The organism is Arthrobacter sp. Dra40 (assembly GCF_059091905.1).
Map to the genome: position 1 here is coordinate 1 of NZ_JBNHHB010000081.1, position 21,256 is coordinate 21,256.

A 21,256-nucleotide genomic window follows, 5' to 3' on the forward strand; every position below is an offset into this window, starting at 1 on the left:
CGGGACGTCGGTCGTTGAAGACGCGCGGCCCCACGACGAGAAGTGGCACGAGCCAGTCCTGGGGGTAGGAACCCGTATCGAGTTCCGCGATCACCCTGCCGCTGGATGCCCGCTGATAGCCGCTAGGATTCGGCCAAGCCCTAAGCTGCGCCTAGGGAGGGCGCAACCAGGCGCATCATGCCGCTCCCACAGTTTCACGTGAAACGATGCTGGCAATGAGTGCCACCGCGCTAGGACTAGCAGATTCAGGCGAAAGTGACTGCTAGCTCAACCGTCGAGAGAGGCGAGACCAACCGTCTTTTTGCGAACGCAGAGAGATTGCGGTGCTCGGATCCTCGAATCAAAATTCCTATTTATGAAGGGGAATGTGAGCGGTTTATGACCATGCGCCGCAGCGCCGGCTAGTAGGCGGAGGGGGCGGTAGGTTTTGCCGAGCAAGCATACGTTCGATTCGCTCCCAGCGTTGGCCTAGAGCGTGTCCAACGCCAGAGGTACCAACGGTTTCACGTGAAACGTGACCGGTCACGTGAAACGTGACCGGCAGTACTCCACTATCCAGGTCGACGAATCCCTCACACCCTCCCCCCCACTAGGGGCGAGACGTCGGTGATAGCTGATTGAGAACATGCATTCCAGCCGACGAGGGATCATGCTGGGTTCATGGCTCGCTCTGGCCTAGCCGGCGCAAACGGCTACCACTCCGGTTTACATGGCGAACCGGACGTGCGACTCAGGACGCCTGCGTTGGCCTGAAATGTGTCCGCCATCGCCACAGGAGCCAGCTGTTTCACGTGAAAAGTGACTGGCAGTGCTCCATTATCCAGAGGGATGAACCCCTCCGCCCGGCGCACACTAGGGGCGAGAGGTAAGCGATAGCTGCTAGTGAGCATCTGCGTTCCAGCCGACGAGGGATCATGCGGGTTTCACGACGGTCTCAGGCCTTGCAGCCGCAGGCGGTTTCTACTCCGGACTCGGATGTCGAGCAATCAGATGTTGAGTTCGGCTACAGCTTCCCGGTCTGAAAGAGGAGCTATGGTACGAAGGTGGAGCTTGTTTCACGTGAAACATGACCCATCCCATTCCTGCCTCCCACTAGCAAGAAGTCGGTGATGACTGCCGAAATCATCTACATCCAGGCAGCCATAGAGGATATGCCTCACCATGTTCTGGCCTGGAAGGAGCCTCTGCCTAGCAATTACGGAATCCGGAGCGAAAGACGTGCCGATGAAGAGTCGCGGCCGTGCTTAGCCGTCGGCTAAATGTCCCGGCGCGACCACGGCGGGAGTCGCGGTGTTTCACGTGAAACTAGGTTCAACGCGGGAATATCGCCGCCGCTATTGGTTTTCCCTCCATCGTTGCAGACTCTCGGCTTTTGTTATCCGCGCACATGATCATGTTTCACGTGAAACGGCGGATTCGGTCTTGTGGCTCAGGGCAATTCGGGATGACTTGCCGGAGACTGATCGTCATGAGAGGCGAGTCTCGCTTGATCGAAAACTCACCCCGCCCAAAGAATGGGCTCCGTCCTTGGTAGGACGGAGCCCATGTTTCACGTGAAACGCAGCCGTTTACGGCGCAGCAGGGTTGAGGACGTCCATGATCCGGTTGAGGTCGTCAACGCTGGCGAATTCAATGCTGACCCGCCCCTTCTTGGCGCCTAGGGTAATTTTCACACTGGTATCGAGGCGGTCGGACAGAGAGTTTGCGAGGTAGTCAAGCCGTTCGTGACGGGCACCTTCTCGCGGCTTGTTTTCGCGCTTCGGGCGACGGAGCCCGTCACTGAGGGAAACGATCTCCTCGGTGGCCCGGACGGATAGTCCTTCGGCGACTATCCGTTGAGCCAGCTTCTCCATCTCGGCGTGATCGGCGAGGGCCAGGAGCGCTCTAGCATGACCAGCACTAAGGACGCCGGCTGCAACCCGGCGTTGCACCAACGGCGGCAGCTTCATCAACCTCAAAGTGTTGGAGACCTGTGGCCGCGAGCGGCCGATGCGATCCGCGAGCTCATCGTGAGTACAACCGAAGTCGTCGAGCAGCTGCTGGTATGCCGCTGCCTCTTCCAGCGGATTGAGTTGACTCCGGTGCAGGTTTTCCAGCAACGCATCCCTCAGCAGATCATCATCCGAAGTGGAACGGATGATTGCAGGGATTGTTTCCAGGCCGGCAGCCTTGGTTGCGCGCCAGCGGCGCTCACCCATGACGAGTTCGTACTGTGCCGCCACATCGTCTGAAGGTCGCACGACAATGGGCTGGAGGACGCCGATTTCGCGTATTGAATGTACCAGCTCCGCCATGTCGTCTTCGTCGAAGACCGTCCGTGGCTGCTTGCGGTTCGGCTGGATGTCAGAAACCAACACCTCGGCGAAAGTTGCGCCGGGGACCTCGACCAGATCCGGAAGCGCCGCTGTTTCACGTGAAACGCTGTTGCCGCCAGCCGCTTCAAGCACTTGGTCAACGCTCTCGACGGGCAATTCAGCATCCCCTCGCGATCCGGGGTCGGACGGCGTTGCAGTGGTGCGTTTACCGGGCTTGGCCGAGGGGCCGGTGGTGTCTGCAGGCCCCGGCTTTTTGGCTGCTGGTCGTTTGGTTCCAGCAATGCCGGTTTTGCGAGGAGCCCTCAGTACTTCGGCTACCTGAGCGGCGCTGGAGCCCGTACCTGTCTCGGAATCCGTAGTCTTTAGGACCGCCTCGTCGGCTTCGTCCCTCTCGGGAGAAGCAGGAAAGAAAACGTCAACTGGGCGCTGCGTCCGCCGCTTTGCGGGGGAACCCGGCGTTTCAGTTAATTCGGGCTCGGAAATGGCAGGAGCGCTAGGAATCAACGCGCCCAGTCCTCTTCCCAAGCCGCGGCGTTTCTCACTCATTTGGACCCTCTTCCGTCGTGCGTCGAAACATCGCGCACATCCTCGCTTAAGGCGAATTCTACCGTTACAGGACGGTTTCCCAGTTACTTGCCGCGCTCGGCGATTTCAGCTGCTGCCTCTTGGTATGACAGGGCTCCGCTGGAGGACGGGTCATAAGTGATGACCGTCTGCTGATAGCTGGGGGCCTCTGAGATCCGGACAGAACGAGGCACGACAGCGCTGAGTACTTCCTTCGGGAAGTGCTCACGAACCTCAGCCGCCACCTGCGCTGCAAGGTTGGTTCGCCCGTCATACATCGTCAAGAGGATGGTTGAAACAACCAGGCTAGCGTTGAGATGTTTCTGAATCATCTCGATGTTCTTCAAGAGTTGGCTTAACCCTTCCAGGGCGTAGTACTCGCACTGGATGGGAATCAGCACCTCTTGTGCAGCTACGAATGCGTTGACCGTGAGCAGACCCAGACTCGGCGGGCAATCGATGAACACGTAATCCAGCCTCGGCAATCCGGCTGCTTCACGTTCCTGCGCGTAGACTTCGATGGCTCGGCGCAGGCGCTGCTCACGGGCAACCAGAGACACCAGTTCAATTTCGGCGCCGGCGAGGTGGATGGTGGCAGGGGCGACGATCAGATGGCCGATAGCGGGGCATTGAGCGATCACGTCACTCAACGGCATGTCGTTGATCAGAACATCGTAGATGCTGTCGACGTCGGCGTGGTGCTCGACTCCCAAAGCGGTTGACGCGTTTCCCTGAGGGTCGATGTCGATCACCAGGACATTCAGACCCGCTGTGGCCAAGGCGGCGGCTATGTTGACGGTAGTTGTGGTCTTACCAACGCCGCCCTTTTGGTTGCTGACCGTGAGTACCCGGGTATGGGTCGGGCGAGGGAGCTGTTTGGACTGCAATCGTTCACGCCGGCGATTTTCGCTCGCCAGCTCCTGCGCGAGGGGTGTGCTTTCGTCGATCGAATCCATAACGTTTGGAACCGTAGCCTCTATCTTGACGTTGGTGTCGGCTGTTTCAGCCTCATTCCCGGGGGTGGTTTCACGTGAAACAGAAGGGCTTTCAGAGCCCAAACCAACTGCATCAGGTTGCCCCGCCATGCCGACCACCGACAAAGTTTCGGTGTCCGTCTCCCTAAAACTCGACACCACGTTGTTCATCGCCATCTGGTTTCGCCCGCTTTCACTGTCCCGCACCGGCCACTCCTAGCCTATCCTTGCGCGGTGAGATTCACGGGCGATCCGCGGGCGTGTAGGATCTGTCACCCAGCAACCCGGATCCTGACCACCGTCGTCGGCTCTTCCAACAGGTCGTTTCCGACGGACACGACGTCGGTTTCACGCCCGCCGAGTTTTCTGATGACTTTCGCAGCCTTGGCGACTTCCTCGGCGGCACTGCGGCCCTTGATTGCCAGCATCTCCCCGGTGCCATGCAGGAGCGGGATGGAAAGGCGGGCGAGCTTGTCGAGAGCCGAGACCGCCCGGGAGGTCACAACATCAACCGAAACATCGTCTGCGGCTAGTTCGGCTCGTGTTCTCAGAACGGCGACGTTGTCGAGTCCCAGGTCGTCGACCACTTCATTGAGCCAGACAACCCTTCGCTCCAACGGTTCGATGAGCGTCAAGCGCAGGTCAGGCCGCGCCAATGCAAAAGTCAACCCTGGCAGGCCGGCCCCACTGCCGACGTCGGCGACCGCGGCGTCGTTGCCTATCAGGTTCGCGACAACGGCGCAGTTCAGGACGTGCCGGTTCCACAGCCGCGGGACCTCGCGGGGGCCTAAAAGTCCCCGTTCAATGCCCGACGTGGCCAAATGCGCAACATATCGTTCGGCCAGCTCCAGACGCTCACCGAAAACGGCTTGAGCAGCTTTTGACTCGGCCACAGTCATCTCAACTACGGACATACCTTTGCCTATCGGACTGTTTCAGCGGACAAAATCAGGACTCCACCGAAACCACGATGTGGCGGTTGGACCCTTCACCCTCTGATTCGCTGATCAACCCGAGTTCAGCGATGGCGTCATGGACGATCTTGCGCTCATACGCACTCATCGGCGCCAGTGCAACATCGCCGCCAGTCTCTTTGGCTTGTGCCACGGCGTCTTCGGCAATCTTGAGCAGTTCTTCGCTACGGCCTTCGCGGTAACCCGTGATGTCCAAAACCAAACGCGAACGGGTCCCCGTCGTCGTCAGAACGGTCAACCGAGCCAGTTCCTGCAGGGCTTCAAGGACTTCCCCGTCCGGCCCAACAAGGGCCTTGAGGGCGTCGTTGTCTTCCTCTTCAGAGACGATGGAAATGTACGTGCGGCCGTTGCGGACCTCGATGTCGATATCACCGTCGATATCAGCAATGTCGAGTAGTTCCTCAAGGTAGTCCGCCGCTACGTCTCCCTCTTCCTCTAAGCGTTTAGCAGTGTTGGAGACACCATCCTCCTGCTGCTCGTCAGCGGCAGCCGATTCGCCCGGCAGTTCTTCAGTTACTTCGGATACGCTTTCGCTGCTCATTTTCTCTTCCTGTTCTTACGCTGCGGCTGCTGACGCTGGGCCTTTGGCTCCGCGGGCACTTCCGCCACGGCCTCCTCCGTCTTCCGCTCACCCAGCAGGGGAACCATCGGCAACCCCTTCTTCGCGCGGCGATCGGCCAGTTCACGGGCGGCCTGCGAGCCAGGGGTGGGCATACGGCGGATCACGAAGAACTGCTGGGCCATGGTCCACACGTTGGTGGTGGTCCAGTAGATCAGGACGCCGATCGGGAAGTTGATGCCGCCGATGCCGAACACCAGAGGCAGGATGTAGAGCATCATTTGCTGCTGCTTCATGAACGGCGACTGCATGGCTTCAGCGGACATGTTCTTCGCCATGATCTGCTTCTGCGTGATGAACTGCGAGGCCGTCATTGCCAGGATCATGATGATCGACAGCACCACCACTGCGACCTGATGTTCGCCCCCGCCGCCGTGAAGCAGCGAGGCCGAAAGCGGTGCCCCGAAAATCGACGATGCGTCGAACTGCCGGATCAGGTCAGGCGAGAGCGCGCCAATGCCTTCCCCGTTCTTGCTGGCGTGGGAGGCGGTGCTGAGCACTCGGAACAGTGCAAAGAAGAAGGGCATCTGAATCAGCATCGGCAGGCAAGCCGAGAACGGGTTCGTCCCGTGTTTCTTATACAGGGCCATTTGCTCCTGCGTCATGGCCTGACGCGAAAGCTGATCGGTCTTCCCCTTGTACTTCTGCTGCAGTTTGCGCAGATCGGGCTGCAGGGCCTGCATCCCTCGCTGCGCCTTAATCTGCTTGACGAAAACCGGGATGAGCGCCGCGCGGATCACCAACACGAGCCCGATGATCGAAAGGGTCCAGGTCCAGCCATTGGCCGGATCCAACCCCAGCCAGGACAGGCCCTCGTGGAAAGCCCACAGGATCCACGACACCACCCAGGTGAACGGCATCAGGATCGTGTTTAGAAAGTCCATTGCTAATTTGCTCCTCGGGCCGCGTCGCGGCCTTCATCGTCGGCCGGAATAGGTGGATGGTTCAGCTCCACTATCCGGGGGATTCTGGAAGGGTTTTCCTGTAGCCAGAGGTCGAAGGACGCCGAGGCCGGAACATGGTCCACGCCGCCGGGGTTCCATGGATGGCATCGGCCTAGCCGGCGCGCCGCCAGCCAACTGCCCTTGGCGGCACCGTGGATGGTGACAGCTTCCAGGGCATAGGCAGAGCACGACGGGAAAAAGCGGCATACCTGGCCGTAGAGGGGAGAAACAAGCCGGCGATAGACCGACAACGTCCCGATCAGCACTGACTGCGGCAACGTCCGGATTCTCTTGCCTGCGCCGGCAGGAGCGGGGGCCTGCATGAAATCGGCATGTGCTGTCATGCGGCTCATCCCTTCTCCTTGGGGGCAACGCCGGCGGGCGCGGTAGACATGGGTGTCAACTTGCTCACGGCCGCGTTGAGAGCCTTCCTGTAATCATCTGCCAATGCATTGAAATCCGCATCGACAGCTGCCGGCAGAGCCCTCACAACAACAGCGAGTCCTTGGGAATGCGTGTTATCCCTCAGGGTAGCCGCTGCCAGTTCCCGGAGTCTCCTTTTAACGCGGTTGCGGAGGACGGCGTTCCCCACGGCTTTGGAGACGATGAAGCCAAAAGCGGTGGGGTTGGCCGGCTGGGTCGCGGCCGCATATAACACTAAGTTCCGGCGCCCTGATCGGGCGCCGGAACGTACGGTTGTGGAGAAATCCGCCGAGGCGCGCATTCGGTGTTGGCTGGCAAGCATCGCGCTACCCGCCCAGCCGAAACACGCCGCACAAGGAACGGATCCTCAAGGCTGGGTCAACAACCGGGCTATTTAGGCCGACAGTTCGGTGCGGCCCTTGCTGCGGCGTGCTGCCAGAATGGCACGGCCGGCGCGAGTGCGCATGCGAAGGCGGAAGCCGTGCTTTTTGGCACGACGGCGGTTATTCGGCTGAAAAGTCCGCTTGCTCACGGTGGTTACTCCAAGACGATCGACAGATGCGGTTGGACCCATTGCAACAAGGGGGAAGAACAGGTCGGCGCTCTATATGGGGGCCTACTTCGTACGCCAGGACGTTGGACGTGCAAGGACAACAAAGTAGACATGAAGGACTAGTCAACGTTAGGCGATGGCGGTGAGTACCGTCAAACCGGCTGTCTGCGCGACCGGGCGTTTCCGTGGATAACGCCTGTGGACAACTCTACGCCTGAGGCCATTCGCGCCGCCTTGGGGCACCCGTGAAGCGGAGTCCACAGGGGCCTGCTTCCCAACTGTCGTCCAGCAGATTCATGCTCTACTCTTGGCAGGAGCCCCTTATCCACTGTCTGTGAATAACTCTGTGGATTTCGGGCCGGCTCTCGGCAACGGCCGAAGCATGCTGAGCATTTCTGAGAGGTACTAGGTGGACGCGGACCAAATCAACGACGTCGGAAGTTCCTGGCGCAAAGTGGTCCGGACGCTGGAACAAGATGACCGCGTTTCGCCCAGGCAACGCGGCTTCATCGTTCTAGCGCAGGCAAAAGGGCTGATCGGTACAACGTTGCTGGTGGCAGTCCCCAACGAATTGACCCGCGAGGTCTTCCAGTCCCAACAGCTCAAAGAGCCGCTCCACGACGCGCTGTTCGAAGTTTTCAAGAACGACATCCTCTGTGCTTTCAGCGTTGACACCGACATGGCCCCACAGGCTGCACCAGAACCGGAACAAGAACCCCGGCCGGCACCGGCAGCCGTTCGAAGCGAGGCATTGCCCCAGCCCCCGGCGCAGCAGGCTTCGCAAGAATTGGGCAGGCTCAACCCGAAGTACATCTTCGATACGTTCGTCATCGGTTCGTCCAATCGTTTTGCGCACGCCGCTGCCGTTGCGGTGGCTGAGGCACCGGCCAAGGCCTATAACCCGCTGTTCATTTACGGCGACTCGGGGTTGGGAAAGACCCATCTGCTGCACGCGATCGGGCACTATGCCCGCCACCTCTACAACGGAATCCGCGTCCGCTACGTCAATTCGGAAGAATTCACCAACGACTTCATCAACTCCATCCGGGATGATGAGGGTGCCAGCTTCAAGCAGCTGTATCGCAACGTTGACATCCTGCTGATCGACGACATCCAGTTCCTGGCCAACAAGGACGCCACGCAGGAAGAGTTCTTCCACACCTTCAACGCTCTCCATAACCACAGCAAACAAGTGGTGATCACGTCGGACCTTCCGCCGAAACAGCTTTCCGGTTTCGAGGAACGCATGCGGTCGCGCTTCGAGTGGGGGCTGCTGACGGATATCCAGCCGCCGGAGCTGGAGACCCGCATTGCCATCCTGCGCAAGAAGGCCATCAGCGAGGGGTTGTCTGTTCCCGACGAGGTCCTCGAATACATCGCCTCCAAAATCTCCACGAATATCCGTGAGCTCGAGGGTGCGTTGATCCGGGTGACCGCTTTCGCCAGCCTGAATCAGCAGGCGGTGGACATGGGCCTGGCCGAGATAGTCCTCAAGGACCTCATTACTGACGAAGGGGCGCAGGAGATTACGTCGGCCACGATCCTCGGCCAGACCGCTGCCTACTTCAAGCTCAGCATGGAGGAGCTGACCAGCAAGTCCCGGACCCGGACCCTCGTGACGGCGCGCCAGATTGCCATGTACTTGTGCCGGGAGCTGACGGACATGTCCCTGCCCAAGATTGGCCAGGAACTTGGCGGCCGGGACCACACCACCGTTATTCACGCGGACCGGAAGATCCGCGAACTCATGGCAGAGCGGCGCGCAATCTACAACCAGGTGACCGAGCTGACCAACCGCATCAAGCAGCAGCAGCGCGAAAACTAGCCGCTCTCGCAGCCGTGCGCCGGCATATCCGGGAACTACACCGGTGAAATTAACAGGTGTGGATAAGGCTGTGGATTCTTAAGTGGAGAACTCCGCTGCTTAAGGGGGCAACCGGCATGTTGCCTGTGGACGCCGTCCAAGGCCCGGATTTTCGTCCACAGGCAACCGGGTACCGCTCCGAGCACGCTGCACATCTTGTGCACACCCAACTTCGGCGAAGATGAACGGGCTACCGGGGTTTTCCACAGTATCCACAGCAGTTACTAACACTACGAATCCCATTTCTTAGAATCCTTCAAATAACATTTGACCCCTCCGTGGTTCCCGAACAACCCTCAGAGTCCACTCAGTCGGACCCCCTCACACTCTCGGTGCGCAATGACGGTCGCTGCGGCTAAGCTTGCACAGAGAATTGTTGCCATCTGCTTCAGCCTGATGCCCGTAGTCCGCAGCATCGCACCGGCCAGACGCAGGCGGTCTTCCCCAGCATGTTCGTTGTGAAAGGCGGCTTACTTCAGTGAAGTTCAGAGTTGATCGGGATGTTCTGGCGGAAGCCGTGACATGGACAGCCCGCTCCCTGTCACCTCGTCCGCCTGTCCCTGTCCTGTCGGGCCTGCTCATCCGAGCCGAGGGCGGCATGGTCAGCCTTGCCAGCTTCGACTACGAAATCTCCGCCCGTCTGCAGATTCCGGCGGATGTGACCGATGAGGGCACAATCCTGGTCTCCGGACGCCTCCTGGCGGACATCTGCCGCAGCTTGCCGTCGGCACCCGTGGATATCGAAACCGATGGGTCGAAGGTGGCCCTCACCTGCCGCAACAGCCGGTTCAACCTCGCCACCATGCCCGAAGGCGATTATCCGGAGCTTCCCGCCTTGCCGGATGTCAGCGGCGTCGTGGACGGTGAAGCTTTCGCCCAGGCTGTCAGCCAAGTCATCATCGCCGCGAGCCGTGACGACACCCTGCCCATCCTGACGGGCGTCCGGATGGAAATTGAAGACGACCTCATCACCCTGCTCTCCACAGACCGCTACCGGTTGGCCCTTCGGGAGCTGACGTGGCGGCCCACCACCCCGGGGATTTCCACCAGTGCTCTGGTCAAGGCCAAGACGCTCAGCGAGGTCGCCAAGACTTTGGGCGGATCGGGTGAACTGAACATCGCGCTTTCCGACAACAGCGAACTGATCGGTTTCGAAAGCGGCGGACGCCGCACCACGTCGCTGTTGGTGGATGGCGACTACCCGAAAATCCGATCGTTGTTCCCGGACAACACACCGATCCATGCAACGGTCGAAACCACGACGCTGATTGAGGCCGTGCGCCGCGTTTCGCTGGTGGCCGAGCGCAATACACCGGTCCGGTTGGCCTTCACGGATGGCCTGCTGACGTTGGATGCCGGGACGGGCGAAGACGCCCAGGCCTCCGAAGCCATCGAAGCGGCGCTCTCCGGCGATGAGATCACCGTTGCCTTCAACCCGCACTACCTCTCCGAAGGCCTGAGCGCCTTCGACAGCAAGTACGTCCGTTTTTCCTTCACTGCGCCGCCGAAACCGGCGGTCATCTCTGCCCAGGACGACCTCGACGGCGAAGACAAGGAAGATTACCGATACCTGCTCATGCCAGTGAGGCTGCCCAACCAGTAATAGATCCGCACGACCCATGGACGACCAGGAAAGGTGACGGAATTGCACATCGGACTGATCGGCTTGGGACGGATGGGTTCCAACATGCGGCAACGGCTGCGGGAGCATGGCATTGGGGTTACCGGCTACGACCGGAACGCCGAGGTCAGCGACACCGCAACCCTTGATGCCCTGGTTCAGGCGCTGCCGGCGCCGCGCACCGTCTGGGTCATGGTTCCTGCGGGCGAGGTGACTCACGCGGTCATCACCGAGCTGGCCGGCAAACTATCACCGGGCGACGTTGTCGTTGACGGTGGAAACTCCAAGTTCACGGAAGACCAAAAACACGACGCGCTGCTCGCTGAACGCCAAATCGGTTTCCTCGATGTCGGCGTGTCCGGCGGTGTCTGGGGCCTGGCAAATGGCTACGGCTTGATGGCAGGCGGCCGGACCGAGCTGGTGCAAGCCGCCATGCCGGTCTTCGACGCGCTGCGCCCTGAGGGTCCTCGTGAGGAAAGCTTCGTCCACGTGGGCGACGTCGGGGCCGGCCACTACGCCAAAATGGTTCACAACGGGATTGAATACGGGCTGATGCAGGCGTACGCCGAAGGGTACGAACTGCTCGAAGCCAAGGAGATCATCAAGGATGTGCCTGGCACGTTCCGCGCGTGGCAAAAGGGGACGGTGGTCCGCTCCTGGCTGCTGGACCTGATGGTCAAGGCCCTTGACGAGGATCCTGGCTTGAGCCAGATCAGCGGTTACGTGGAGGACTCCGGCGAGGGCCGGTGGACAGTCGAAGAGGCCATCGAACACGCTGTTCCGGCACCGGCCATCACCGCCGCGTTGTTCGCCCGGTTCGCATCGCGGCAGGACGATGCTCCTGCCATGAAGATGGTGGCCGCCCTCCGGAATCAGTTTGGCGGACATGCTGTCAGGAAGCCTGTGCAGCGCCAGTCCGTCCCCGGCAACGAGTCGAAGTAGCAGCCCGGCGTTGTTTGTTGAATACCTTTCCCTGACAGATTTCCGCACCTACCCGCAGGTGGACATCGCCCTGAAGCCCGGCATCACCGTGTTTGTGGGATCCAACGGTGTGGGTAAGACCAACATCGTCGAGGCCATCGGCTATCTGTCCTCGCTCTCATCACACCGCGTTAGCAGCGATGCTCCGCTGATCCGTTTCGACCAGCCGAGAGCCTTGGTACGCGCCAGGGTAGACCGCGGCGGGCGCAGTACCTCCCTGGAGCTGGAGATCACTGCAGGAAAGGCCAACCGGGCGCGCATTAACCGGGGCAGCCCGGTCCGCGCCCGCGACATCCTCGGCCACCTGCGTACCGTGCTCTTCGCCCCCGAAGACCTGGCGCTGGTGAAAGGCGATCCGTCCAGCCGGCGTCGCTTTTTGGACGAGCTGTTGGCCAGCTTGGTGCCGCACCACGCTGCCACCCGCAGCGATTTTGACCGGGTCCTGAAACAGCGCAATGCCCTGCTCAAATCAGCCCGCGCCAGCGGACGGTTTACCGCTGCCCATGAGGCCACGCTGGAGGTCTGGGACCAGCACATGGCACAGGCCGGGGCCGCCCTGCTGAAGGCACGGCTTGAGTTGGTGACCCTCCTGCAGCCGCACCTTAACGCGGCCTACGCCGCGCTCACTGACGGCTCCAAGCAGGCAGCAGCCCTCTACCGCTCCACCATCCACAGCCAGCTATCGGATGACGGCGAGGTAGAGAACGACGCCGGGGCGGGCCTTCCGCCGTTGGCAAGCCTGGGCACAGCAGAACTGGCGGAGCTTTACCTCGCCGCTTTCAAACAGCAGCGCAAGCGCGAAGTGGAGCGGGGAATCTCGCTGGTCGGGCCGCACCGGGACGAACTGGAACTGTTGCTGGGCCAGGCTCCTGCCAAGGGGTATGCCTCGCACGGCGAAACCTGGTCGCTGGCGTTGGCCCTGCGGCTGGCTTCCTATTACGTTTTCTGCGACGACGACGCGGCGCCCGGCGCCACTCCGGTCCTGATTCTGGACGACGTTTTTGCGGAGCTGGACAACGAGCGACGGTCAAAGCTCGCGGGAATTGTTGCCGATGCAGAGCAGGTGATCGTCACCGCCGCGGTGGCCGAGGACATTCCTGATGCGCTGGCCGGAGATCAATTCAAGGTGGTTCCGGGAGGCGTGGCAAGTGGCCAGGAAACCGCCTGACCACCGGCCGCAGTCGCAGGAACAAACCGATCCGGAGAGCCCGCTTGGCCTGCCGGTTCCCGCAGCGCCGCGACCGCAGCCAGCCGAAACCGATTCCCCCCAAGACTCCGGTGTTGTGGAAGATCTGGACGCCGCGAAGGCCGTCCTCAACCGGGTGCGCCTGGCCGCAGCTGCCCGCGGCGACGTGCGCACCCGAGCCGCCAGCCGCCGTCGTCAAGCCCGCGGAACCCGTCCGGCATCCTCGCCGCAGGATTTCGGCCGTGACCCTCAGGGGTTGGGACGCGTATTCGACCGGTTTGTGGCAGAACGCGGCTGGAGTTCCCCGGTGGCCGTTGGATCGGTGATCTCGCGCTGGGACGAACTGGTCGGCGCCGACATCGCCGCCCACTGCCGCCCGGAAAGCTTTGAGGAAACAACGGTGCAAGTGCGCTGTGACTCCACGGCCTGGGCCACACAGCTGCGGTTGCTCACCAGCTCCCTGCTGAAGCGGTTCGACGAGAAGCTGGGCCCCGGCGTCGTCACCAAGATTCAAGTACTGGCGCCGGCCGCCCCCAATTGGCGCAAGGGAAAGAGGTCCGTGGGCGGTCGCGGACCGCGGGATACCTACGGCTAAATCCGCCGCCAAAAGCGTTCATGCGGGACGCCGCCGGCCGGCGATTGCGTAAACGGCATGTAGAGGGCTGCGGACGTCCGGAGACATACACCGTCCCATGCGGCACCCGGAGGCGGCGTCAAAAGCCGGTTTCCGTGCCGCTTAGAGCCATGTTCGTGCAGGATTCACCGTCCCGGCACGGTAGAATTGACTGGGCGGCGCCCGTCCTCTCATCCGGAAGGGCGCCGACACACGAGTCCCCCGGACGGAACACAAGGAGTCAACGGCAACTGTGGCAGAGGACAATGAGCTGGAAAACACCGGCGCAGAACCCCAAATGACAGAGGGCAACGACGGCAAGCACTACGACGCCAGCGACATCACTGTCCTTGAAGGCCTTGAAGCCGTCCGCAAGCGGCCGGGTATGTACATCGGTTCCACCGGTCCGCGCGGCTTGCATCACCTGGTCTACGAAGTCGTGGACAACTCCGTCGATGAAGCACTGGCAGGCTACTGCGACACCATCGAGGTCACGTTGCTGGCTGATGGCGGTGTCCGGGTGGTGGACAACGGCCGCGGCATCCCCGTGGACATGCACCCGACCGAGGGCAAGCCGACCGTCCAGGTGGTCATGACCATCCTGCACGCCGGCGGCAAATTCGGTGGCGGCGGTTACGCGGTCTCCGGCGGACTGCACGGCGTAGGCATTTCGGTAGTCAACGCGTTGTCCGCGCGGGTGGAGACCGAGATCCGGCGCCAGGGCTACGTGTGGCACCAGTCGTTCGCCAACGGCGGCATGCCGGTGGGGGACCTGCGCCGCGGTGAGGAGACCACCGAGACCGGAACATCGCAGACCTTCTGGGCAGACCCGGAAATCTTCGAGTCCACCGAGTTCGACTTCGAGACCCTGCGCGCGCGGTTCCAACAGATGGCCTTCCTGAACAAGGGCCTGAAGATTGTCCTGACCGATGAGCGCCGGCCGGAAAACCACGCGCCGGACGCCGAGGACGTGGACCTTGACACGACCCCCGGCTCCGAGATCCAGACAACCGCCGAATATCGCCAGGTGGTCTACAGGTACGACAACGGCCTGCTCGACTACGTCACCCACCTGAACTCCTCCAAGAAGGTGGAAGTCATCCACCCGGAGGTCATCGCGTTCGAGACCGAGGACACGGAGCGCAAGCTCTCGGTGGAAGTGGCCATGCAATGGACCACCTCCTATTCGGAGAGCGTCCACACCTACGCGAACACCATCAACACGCACGAGGGCGGCACGCACGAAGAAGGCTTCCGTGCCGCAATGACCTCCCTGATCAACCGCTACGCGCGCGAGAAGAACCTGATCAAGGAGAAGGAAGACAACCTCACCGGAGACGACATCCGCGAGGGCCTGACGGCCGTGATCTCCATGAAGCTGGGCGAGCCCCAGTTTGAGGGCCAGACCAAGACAAAGCTGGGCAACTCGGAGGCCAAGGGCTTTGTGCAGCGGGTCGTCACGGACGAACTCGGTGACTGGCTGGAGCGCAATCCGGGCCCGGCACGTGACGTGATCCGCAAGTCGATCCAGGCCTCGCAAGCCCGGCTGGCCGCACGGAAGGCGCGCGAGTCCACCCGCCGGAAGGGACTGCTCGAATCCGGCGGCATGCCGGGCAAGCTCAAGGACTGCTCGTCCCGGGATCCATCCAAGTCGGAGATCTACATCGTGGAGGGTGACTCCGCAGGCGGTTCGGCCGTCCGCGGCCGGAACCCGGAAACCCAAGCCATCCTGCCGCTGCGCGGGAAGATCCTCAACGTGGAGCGGGCACGGCTGGACCGTGCGCTGGGCAACGCGGAGGTCCAGGCAATGATCACCGCGTTTGGTGCCGGAATCGGCGAGGACTTCGACGTGGAGAAGGCCAGGTACCACAAGATCGTGCTGATGGCCGATGCCGACGTTGACGGCCAGCACATCACCACGCTGCTGCTGACCTTGTTGTTCCGGTACATGCGCCCCTTGATTGAGGAGGGTTACGTGTACCTGGCGCAGCCGCCGCTGTACCGGATCAAGTGGTCCAACCATCCCCACGACTATGTCTTCAGCGACCGTGAGCGGGATGAAACGGTGCGCCGCGGGCTCGCGAACAACCAGCGGCTGCCCAAGGAGAACGGCATCCAGCGGTACAAGGGCCTGGGCGAGATGGACTACACAGAGCTGTGGGACACCACCATGGACCCGGAGCACCGCACGCTGCTGCAGGTGACGATGGAGGATGCCGCCGCCGCGGACCAGACCTTCTCCGTGCTGATGGGCGAAGACGTCGAGTCCCGGCGCTCCTTCATCCAGCAGAACGCCAAGGACGTCCGCTTCCTCGACATTTAGCGCGCCCCCGCTGCCCGCCGACGACCGGCGGGCAGTGGTAGGCCGGCCCGCAACAAGGTTTTGACGCAAAGGAAACTTAAACGATGAGCGACGAAGAGACGCCGGACCTGCCCGATGGCATGGGCGACGCACCGGTCGAGGGCGAAATCCTGACCGACCGGGTGGAGCAGGTCGACCTGCAGACCGAGATGCAGCGGTCCTACCTTGACTATGCCATGGCAGTCATCGTGGGGCGCGCCCTGCCGGACGTCCGCGACGGACTCAAGCCGGTGCACCGGCGCGTGCTGTATGCGATGTTCGACGGCGGCTACCGTCCCGAGCGCTCCTTCAACAAGTGCGCCCGCGTGGTGGGCGAAGTCATGGGCCAGTACCACCCGCACGGCGACATGGCCATCTATGACGCCCTGGTTCGACTGATCCAGGACTGGACCATGCGCTACCCGCTGGCGCTGGGGCAGGGCAACTTCGGCTCGCCCGGCAACGACGGTGCAGCCGCTCCGCGGTATACCGAGACCAAAATGGCGCCGCTGGCGTTGGAGATGGTCCGTGACATCGACGAGGACACCGTCGATTTCCAGGACAACTACGACGGCAAGAACCAGGAGCCGACAGTCCTGCCGGCCCGCTTCCCGAACCTGTTGGTCAATGGTTCCTCGGGCATCGCCGTCGGCATGGCCACCAATATCCCGCCGCACAACCTGCGGGAAGTGGCCGACGGCGTCCAGTGGTACCTGCAGAACCCCACGGCCAGCCGGGAAGAACTCCTTGAGGCTCTCATCCAGCGGATCAAGGGCCCCGATTTCCCCACCGGGGCGCAGATCCTGGGCCATAAAGGCATCGAGGACGCCTACCGGACCGGCCGCGGCTCCATCACTATGCGCGCCGTGGTCAATGTGGAGGAGATCCAGGGCCGGACCTGCCTGGTCGTTACCGAACTCCCGTACCAGGCGAACCCGGACAACCTGGCCATGAAGATTGCCGAACTGGCCAAGGAAGGCCGGGTCTCCGGCATTGCCGACCTGCGCGATGAAACCTCCGGCCGCACCGGCCAGCGCCTTGTCATTGTGCTCAAGCGCGACGCCGTGGCCAAGGTCGTGCTGAACAACCTTTACAAGCACACTTCGCTGCAGGAAAACTTCGCGGCCAACATGCTTGCCATCGTCGACGGCGTGCCGCGCACCTTGACCCTGGATGCTTTCATCCGCCACTGGGTCACCCACCAGCTGGAAGTCATCGTCCGGCGCACCCGCTTCAGGCTGCGCAAGGCGGAGGAAGAAGCGCACATCCTGCGCGGCCTGCTCAAGGCCCTCGACGCCCTGGACGAAGTGATCGCGCTGATCCGCGCCTCCTCCACCACGGAAGATGCCCGCGACGGTCTGATGGAACTGCTCGACATCGACGAGAAGCAGTCCTCGGCGATCCTGAACATGCAGTTGCGCCGCCTGGCCGCGCTGGAACGGCAGAAAATCCAGGATCGGCATGCCGAACTGGAGCGCATGATCGAGGAATTCAACCGCATCCTCGCCTCCGAAGAAGCGCAGCGCACCATTGTCAGCGAGGAGCTTGCCGAAATCACGGAGCGCTACGGCGACGACCGGCGCACCCAGATCATGATGGGCTACGGCGGGGACATGAGCGTGGAAGACCTCATTCCCGAAGAGGAAATGGTGGTCACCATTACCCGCGGCGGCTACGTCAAGCGTACCCGCAGCGACAACTACCGCTCCCAGCAGCGCGGCGGCAAGGGCGTCCGCGGCGCCCAGCTCAGGGGCGACGACGTCGTCGAGCACTTCTTCGTCACCACCACGCACCACTGGCTGCTGTTCTTCACCAACCTGGGCCGGGTGTACCGGGCCAAGACGTACGAACTGGCAGAAGCCGGCCGCGACGCCAAGGGCCAGCACGTGGCGAACCTGCTGGCCTTCCAGCCGGACGAACACATCGCCCAGGTCATGGACCTGAAGGACTACCAGCAGGCTCCCTATCTGGTGCTGGCAACCAAGCGCGGTTTGATCAAGAAGACCCGGCTGGAGGACTATGACACCAACCGCTCCGCCGGCGTCATCGCGATCAACCTGCGTGACGGCGACGAGCTCGTGTCAGCACGGCTGGTCTCCGAAACCGATGACATGATGCTGGTCTCCCGGCGCGGCCAGTCCCTGCGCTTCACCGCAACCGATGAGGCACTCCGGCCCATGGGCCGGGCCACATCCGGCGTCACCGGGATGAAGTTCCGGGAAGACGACGAACTGCTGGTGGCCGGCGTCCTGCGTGAGGACTCCTACGTCTTCATTGTGACCGCAGGTGGCTACGCCAAGCGGACCAAGGCCGATGAATACCGTGTCCAGGGCCGTGGCGGCCTGGGCATCAAGGTGGGCAAGTACCAGGAAGAACGCGGGCATCTGGTCGGTGCACTGATCGTGCAGGAAGAAGACGAGGTGCTGGTGGTGATGGAAAGCGGCAAGGTGGTCCGTTCGTCCGTCGCCGGCGTCCCCGCCCGCGGCCGTGACACCATGGGCGTCATTTTCGCCAAGCCGGACAAGAAGGACCGCATCATTGCCGTTGCACACAACTCTGAGCGGGGCTTGGGCGGCGACGAGGAAGACGACGAGAATCCTGACGCACCGCAGGCTCCCGAAACCGGAACCGGCGTGGCACCCGATGCTGAGACAGACACGGCACCTGATGCCGAAACCGGTGCCACAACTGATGACGAAACTGCGCTGCAGGCAGCCGATGAAGTACCGTTGGACGCAGACATGACGCAGTCCACAGCCGAAGCGCCGGCGCCGGAAAACGGAGGTAACGAGTGAGTACACCTAAAACGCCACGGCCGGGAACGCGCCCGCAACCGGCCAACGCGCCCCGGACTGCCACTCGCGGTGCCACGCCCGCCCGGCCGGCCCAGCGACCGTCGAACGGCGGACAGCGCCCGGCGAACGGCGGGCAACGCCCGGCTGCCGGTCAAGCGGCCCGCCCCGGGCTCGTCCGGCCGGCCCCGAAGGCCAAGGTCCGCCGGGCCCGCCTGCTGGTCAGTAAGGTCGACCCGTGGTCGGTGCTAAAGATGGCGTTCCTGCTGTCCGTTGCGCTGGGCATTGTCACCGTGGTCGCCTCGATCGTGCTCTGGACCACGCTGGACATCACCGGTATTTTTGACCGGGTCAACGGCCTCTTGACGGAAGTCGCGGGCACCGAGGGCGGCGGGTTCGACCTGCGGTCCTATGCCTCATTGGGGCAGGTTGCGTCCTTCGCCACGATCATCGCCGTCGTCAACGTGGTCCTGCTGACCGCGCTGGCCATGCTGTCGGCAGTGCTCTACAACATCTCGGCCACGTTGGTGGGCGGCATCGGGGTCACGCTGACGGACGACTGAGCCGATTTGAAGTTCCGGCCCGGCGTGCTGTAAAGTCGTATCTCGGCCCGCAAGGGCAGGGGGCGTATAGCTCAGGCGGTTAGAGCGCTTCGCTGATAACGAAGAGGTCCCAGGTTCAAGTCCTGGTACGCCCACGGATTTACCTATCCCACCGATTCTCGGGAGGACATCTTGAAGAAGTTGCTGCTGATGGCAGCCGCCGCTGCGGGTGTCGTCGCCTATAAGAAGTGGCAGGAATCCGAAGCGGAGAAAACCGCTTGGAGCCAGGCGACCGATAAGGTCAAATGACTCAAAAACCGGCTGGCTGGACCGGCCGGACCCTCCGGGGGCATGGCGCAATTGGTAGCGCACCTGCTTTGCAAGCAGGGGGTTAGGGGTTCGAGTCCCCTTGCCTCCACCGGATGAAAAGGAAGGCCCGAACCGCAAGGTTCGGGTCTTCCTTTTTGTATAACCGCAGGCCGGCGCCGTTTTCGATAGCGAAGTGCCCAATGTTCTTACTAAGAGGCAGCCCTCCCGACAGCTTTGACCGGTAGGTATACGGTACAGAATTGGTAGTGATTCGTGTTTGGTCTAGTGCGCCTTGGACCTCTGCGGAAACATGCGGGAGCTGACAGCCGTCTCGACTAGGTGCGCCCGGTGCGCCTACCGAGGTCCGGCGGCGGCTGAAGGGCTGAGCCACCGGGTACACCCTTGGTGCTGGTGAAAGGATTTCAAATCCGCCAGTCAAAACAGACGCAAGAGGTCCGAGTGGCACGCGACACAGTTAGACTCCGGAATATGAGCGATCAGCAGACATCTCCCGAGGCCCGGTCGGGTTCCCCGGCGCAACCCGTTTCGACCAGTCGGCGGGCCGGCAAAATCGCATGGGCGGCATTTACAGCCGCAGCGATCGGTGTACTGCTCACCTGGTTCGCTACCTACGCCGGCCCCATCTCCGCACGGCAGGCAGCAGCCAGGGGGGACTACGACAACCTCTTCACCTTCGCCGCCATCGTCTGGGGTATCGTCACCGCTTTGAACATCATCGCCGTGATCCTCGGTGCAACGGGAATACGCCGTGGGGCTGGCAAGGCTCTGGCCGGCGCCGCAGTCGGCATCGGCGCTACGGGCATCGCAGGGTTCCTGGTAAACCTTCTGGTGACCTTCCAACTCTTGCCGCTGCTGCACATAGCGCCGGCGTAGGGCGACAGACCCTCACCAAACAACCAGAACGGCAGATTCGTGAAAAATTCTTCACGAATCTGCCGTTTTGGTTAACGATCATCGACTTGCGTCCGATCCGGCAATACCGTCAGCGGACCACTCGGTGCCAGGGTCCAGACCCGGCATTCGACGATAAACGTATACATCCGGACCAACATCTGGACGTGGGGAGAGGTCATCTCCATGCGGCTGCCCGAGAAGATGCCCGCACGCATCAATGTCCAATGCTCGCCGCGAATGGAAACGACGGTCTACGACTACGGTCAGTGCGGCAAGGACCTGACCGAATTTCTCGAACTGGTGAAGTGACCAGGGGCTGATCGAATGTTCGAGGGCCGGCTCCGCTGGCAAGGGTTCCTCCGTTGGGCGCTACCTACCGTCGACGCAGGACGCAATGTGGTTGGATTGGCCCGTGATTACAACTCGAACCGTCGCTGCTGCCGACCTTGATCCAGAAGAAGGCTGAACCTGTACGGCTCTGTCGGCCGGTCCGCCTACATAGACAGCCCCGCCACCCTTGTGGCTGCCTTGAAGAGAAGCGGACGGCGACTCGGACGATGACGAGGCCGCCTAGATAGCCTTAGTGCGCCCTACGGTGCGCCCTTGTCATCCGAGAATCGAGCCTGACCAGCAGACATACGTTCTCACACCCTTCTTTGCAAGCAGGGGGTTAGGGTTCGAGTCCCCTTGCCTCCACCGGAACAGCGAGGCCCCGATCTTCGGATC

General features: G+C 62.0%; 19 protein-coding genes and 2 tRNA genes. 13 read left to right on the plus strand and 8 right to left on the minus strand.

The features are described 5' to 3' along the window. Nucleotides 1-1,568: 1,568 nt before the first annotated feature. The 8 genes from AC5RWT_RS22790 to rpmH form a co-directional block, all read right to left on the minus strand. A complete protein-coding gene (locus AC5RWT_RS22790; protein WP_494082151.1) occupies nt 1,569-2,861 on the minus strand; it encodes a ParB/RepB/Spo0J family partition protein in 1,293 nt (430 codons plus the stop codon). Nucleotides 2,862-2,944: 83 nt separating this feature from the next. After that, nucleotides 2,945-3,964 carry a ParA family protein gene (locus tag AC5RWT_RS22795; RefSeq protein ID WP_494082161.1) on the minus strand — a complete coding sequence of 340 codons (1,020 nt, stop codon included), beginning with the start codon at nt 3,962-3,964 and terminating at the stop codon, nt 2,945-2,947. Nucleotides 3,965-4,125: 161 nt separating this feature from the next. Next, on the minus strand, nt 4,126-4,752 hold the full coding sequence (gene rsmG / locus AC5RWT_RS22800) for a 16S rRNA (guanine(527)-N(7))-methyltransferase RsmG (protein ID WP_494082152.1): 627 nt from the start codon (nt 4,750-4,752) through the stop codon (nt 4,126-4,128). Between the two features lie 49 nt (nt 4,753-4,801). Continuing rightward, the gene (locus AC5RWT_RS22805) at nt 4,802-5,368 is read right to left on the minus strand and encodes a Jag family protein (RefSeq protein ID WP_494082153.1); all 567 of its coding nucleotides are present in this window, start codon (nt 5,366-5,368) and stop codon (nt 4,802-4,804) included. Next, on the minus strand, nt 5,365-6,330 hold the full coding sequence (gene yidC / locus AC5RWT_RS22810) for a membrane protein insertase YidC (RefSeq protein ID WP_494082154.1): 966 nt from the start codon (nt 6,328-6,330) through the stop codon (nt 5,365-5,367). The genes AC5RWT_RS22805 and yidC overlap by 4 nt, the downstream gene beginning before the upstream one ends. A 2-nt stretch (nt 6,331-6,332) precedes the next feature. Next, the gene (gene yidD, locus AC5RWT_RS22815) at nt 6,333-6,734 is read right to left on the minus strand and encodes a membrane protein insertion efficiency factor YidD (RefSeq protein ID WP_494082162.1); all 402 of its coding nucleotides are present in this window, start codon (nt 6,732-6,734) and stop codon (nt 6,333-6,335) included. Between the two features lie 5 nt (nt 6,735-6,739). Continuing rightward, nucleotides 6,740-7,135 (minus strand): ribonuclease P protein component, encoded by a 396-nt coding sequence (gene rnpA, locus AC5RWT_RS22820; RefSeq protein WP_494082155.1) that lies wholly within the window; start codon nt 7,133-7,135, stop codon nt 6,740-6,742. Between the two features lie 72 nt (nt 7,136-7,207). Next, nucleotides 7,208-7,345, minus strand: a complete 138-nt coding sequence (gene rpmH, locus AC5RWT_RS22825; RefSeq protein WP_127513203.1) for a 50S ribosomal protein L34 — start codon at nt 7,343-7,345, stop codon at nt 7,208-7,210. A 430-nt stretch (nt 7,346-7,775) separates the two neighbouring features. On the opposite strand from rpmH, the gene dnaA reads away from it, so the two are divergent. The 13 genes from dnaA (at nt 7,776) to AC5RWT_RS22890 (ending at nt 20,839) form a co-directional block, all read left to right on the plus strand. Then, a complete protein-coding gene (gene dnaA / locus AC5RWT_RS22830; protein WP_494082156.1) occupies nt 7,776-9,191 on the plus strand; it encodes a chromosomal replication initiator protein DnaA in 1,416 nt (471 codons plus the stop codon). Nucleotides 9,192-9,708: 517 nt separating this feature from the next. Then, nucleotides 9,709-10,833: a DNA polymerase III subunit beta gene (gene dnaN / locus AC5RWT_RS22835; protein ID WP_493972194.1), complete on the plus strand. Its 1,125-nt coding sequence runs from the start codon at nt 9,709-9,711 to the stop codon at nt 10,831-10,833. A 42-nt stretch (nt 10,834-10,875) separates the two neighbouring features. Further along, nucleotides 10,876-11,793, plus strand: coding sequence for a phosphogluconate dehydrogenase (NAD(+)-dependent, decarboxylating) (gnd, locus tag AC5RWT_RS22840; RefSeq protein WP_494082163.1), 918 nt, complete (start codon nt 10,876-10,878; stop codon nt 11,791-11,793). 10 nt (nt 11,794-11,803) lie between these two features. Beyond that, nucleotides 11,804-13,000, plus strand: a complete 1,197-nt coding sequence (gene recF, locus AC5RWT_RS22845) for a DNA replication/repair protein RecF (protein WP_494082157.1) — start codon at nt 11,804-11,806, stop codon at nt 12,998-13,000. Between the two features lie 115 nt (nt 13,001-13,115). Further along, nucleotides 13,116-13,613, plus strand: coding sequence for a DciA family protein (locus AC5RWT_RS22850; RefSeq protein WP_494082164.1), 498 nt, complete (start codon nt 13,116-13,118; stop codon nt 13,611-13,613). 316 nt (nt 13,614-13,929) lie between these two features. Then, nucleotides 13,930-15,954, plus strand: a complete 2,025-nt coding sequence (gene gyrB, locus AC5RWT_RS22855) for a DNA topoisomerase (ATP-hydrolyzing) subunit B (RefSeq protein ID WP_494082165.1) — start codon at nt 13,930-13,932, stop codon at nt 15,952-15,954. Nucleotides 15,955-16,037: 83 nt separating this feature from the next. Then, nucleotides 16,038-18,767, plus strand: coding sequence for a DNA gyrase subunit A (gyrA, locus tag AC5RWT_RS22860; RefSeq protein ID WP_494082158.1), 2,730 nt, complete (start codon nt 16,038-16,040; stop codon nt 18,765-18,767). Next, nucleotides 18,764-19,327, plus strand: a complete 564-nt coding sequence (locus AC5RWT_RS22865; RefSeq protein ID WP_493972199.1) for a DUF3566 domain-containing protein — start codon at nt 18,764-18,766, stop codon at nt 19,325-19,327. The genes gyrA and AC5RWT_RS22865 overlap by 4 nt, the downstream gene beginning before the upstream one ends. Nucleotides 19,328-19,387: 60 nt before the next feature. After that, nucleotides 19,388-19,461, plus strand: a tRNA-Ile gene (locus AC5RWT_RS22870). A 37-nt stretch (nt 19,462-19,498) separates the two neighbouring features. Then, nucleotides 19,499-19,615: a DLW-39 family protein gene (locus tag AC5RWT_RS22875; protein ID WP_493972200.1), complete on the plus strand. Its 117-nt coding sequence runs from the start codon at nt 19,499-19,501 to the stop codon at nt 19,613-19,615. Nucleotides 19,616-19,651: 36 nt separating this feature from the next. Beyond that, nucleotides 19,652-19,724, plus strand: a tRNA-Ala gene (locus tag AC5RWT_RS22880). A 380-nt stretch (nt 19,725-20,104) separates the two neighbouring features. Further along, complete coding sequence (locus AC5RWT_RS22885) at nt 20,105-20,509, plus strand: hypothetical protein (protein ID WP_494082159.1); 405 nt, start codon at nt 20,105-20,107, stop codon at nt 20,507-20,509. A gap of 204 nt (nt 20,510-20,713) precedes the next feature. After that, on the plus strand, nt 20,714-20,839 hold the full coding sequence (locus tag AC5RWT_RS22890) for a hypothetical protein (protein ID WP_494082160.1): 126 nt from the start codon (nt 20,714-20,716) through the stop codon (nt 20,837-20,839). The last annotated feature ends 417 nt before the right edge of the window (nt 20,840-21,256 follow it).

Bases quoted from the DNA above. Each gene is read 5' to 3' on its own strand.
- rsmG (WP_494082152.1), bottom strand. From the start codon at position 4,752: ATGACTGTGGCCGAGTCAAAAGCTGCTCAAGCCGTTTTCGGTGAGCGT.
- yidC (WP_494082154.1), bottom strand. From the start codon at position 6,330: ATGGACTTTCTAAACACGATCCTGATGCCGTTCACCTGGGTGGTGTCG.
- AC5RWT_RS22790 (WP_494082151.1), bottom strand. From the start codon at position 2,861: ATGAGTGAGAAACGCCGCGGCTTGGGAAGAGGACTGGGCGCGTTGATT.
- AC5RWT_RS22885 (WP_494082159.1), top strand. From the start codon at position 20,105: ATGAGCGATCAGCAGACATCTCCCGAGGCCCGGTCGGGTTCCCCGGCG.
- AC5RWT_RS22890 (WP_494082160.1), top strand. From the start codon at position 20,714: ATGCGGCTGCCCGAGAAGATGCCCGCACGCATCAATGTCCAATGCTCG.
- gyrA (WP_494082158.1), top strand. From the start codon at position 16,038: ATGAGCGACGAAGAGACGCCGGACCTGCCCGATGGCATGGGCGACGCA.
- gyrB (WP_494082165.1), top strand. From the start codon at position 13,930: ATGACAGAGGGCAACGACGGCAAGCACTACGACGCCAGCGACATCACT.
- rnpA (WP_494082155.1), bottom strand. From the start codon at position 7,135: ATGCTTGCCAGCCAACACCGAATGCGCGCCTCGGCGGATTTCTCCACA.
- yidD (WP_494082162.1), bottom strand. From the start codon at position 6,734: ATGACAGCACATGCCGATTTCATGCAGGCCCCCGCTCCTGCCGGCGCA.
- AC5RWT_RS22805 (WP_494082153.1), bottom strand. From the start codon at position 5,368: ATGAGCAGCGAAAGCGTATCCGAAGTAACTGAAGAACTGCCGGGCGAA.
- AC5RWT_RS22795 (WP_494082161.1), bottom strand. From the start codon at position 3,964: ATGGCGGGGCAACCTGATGCAGTTGGTTTGGGCTCTGAAAGCCCTTCT.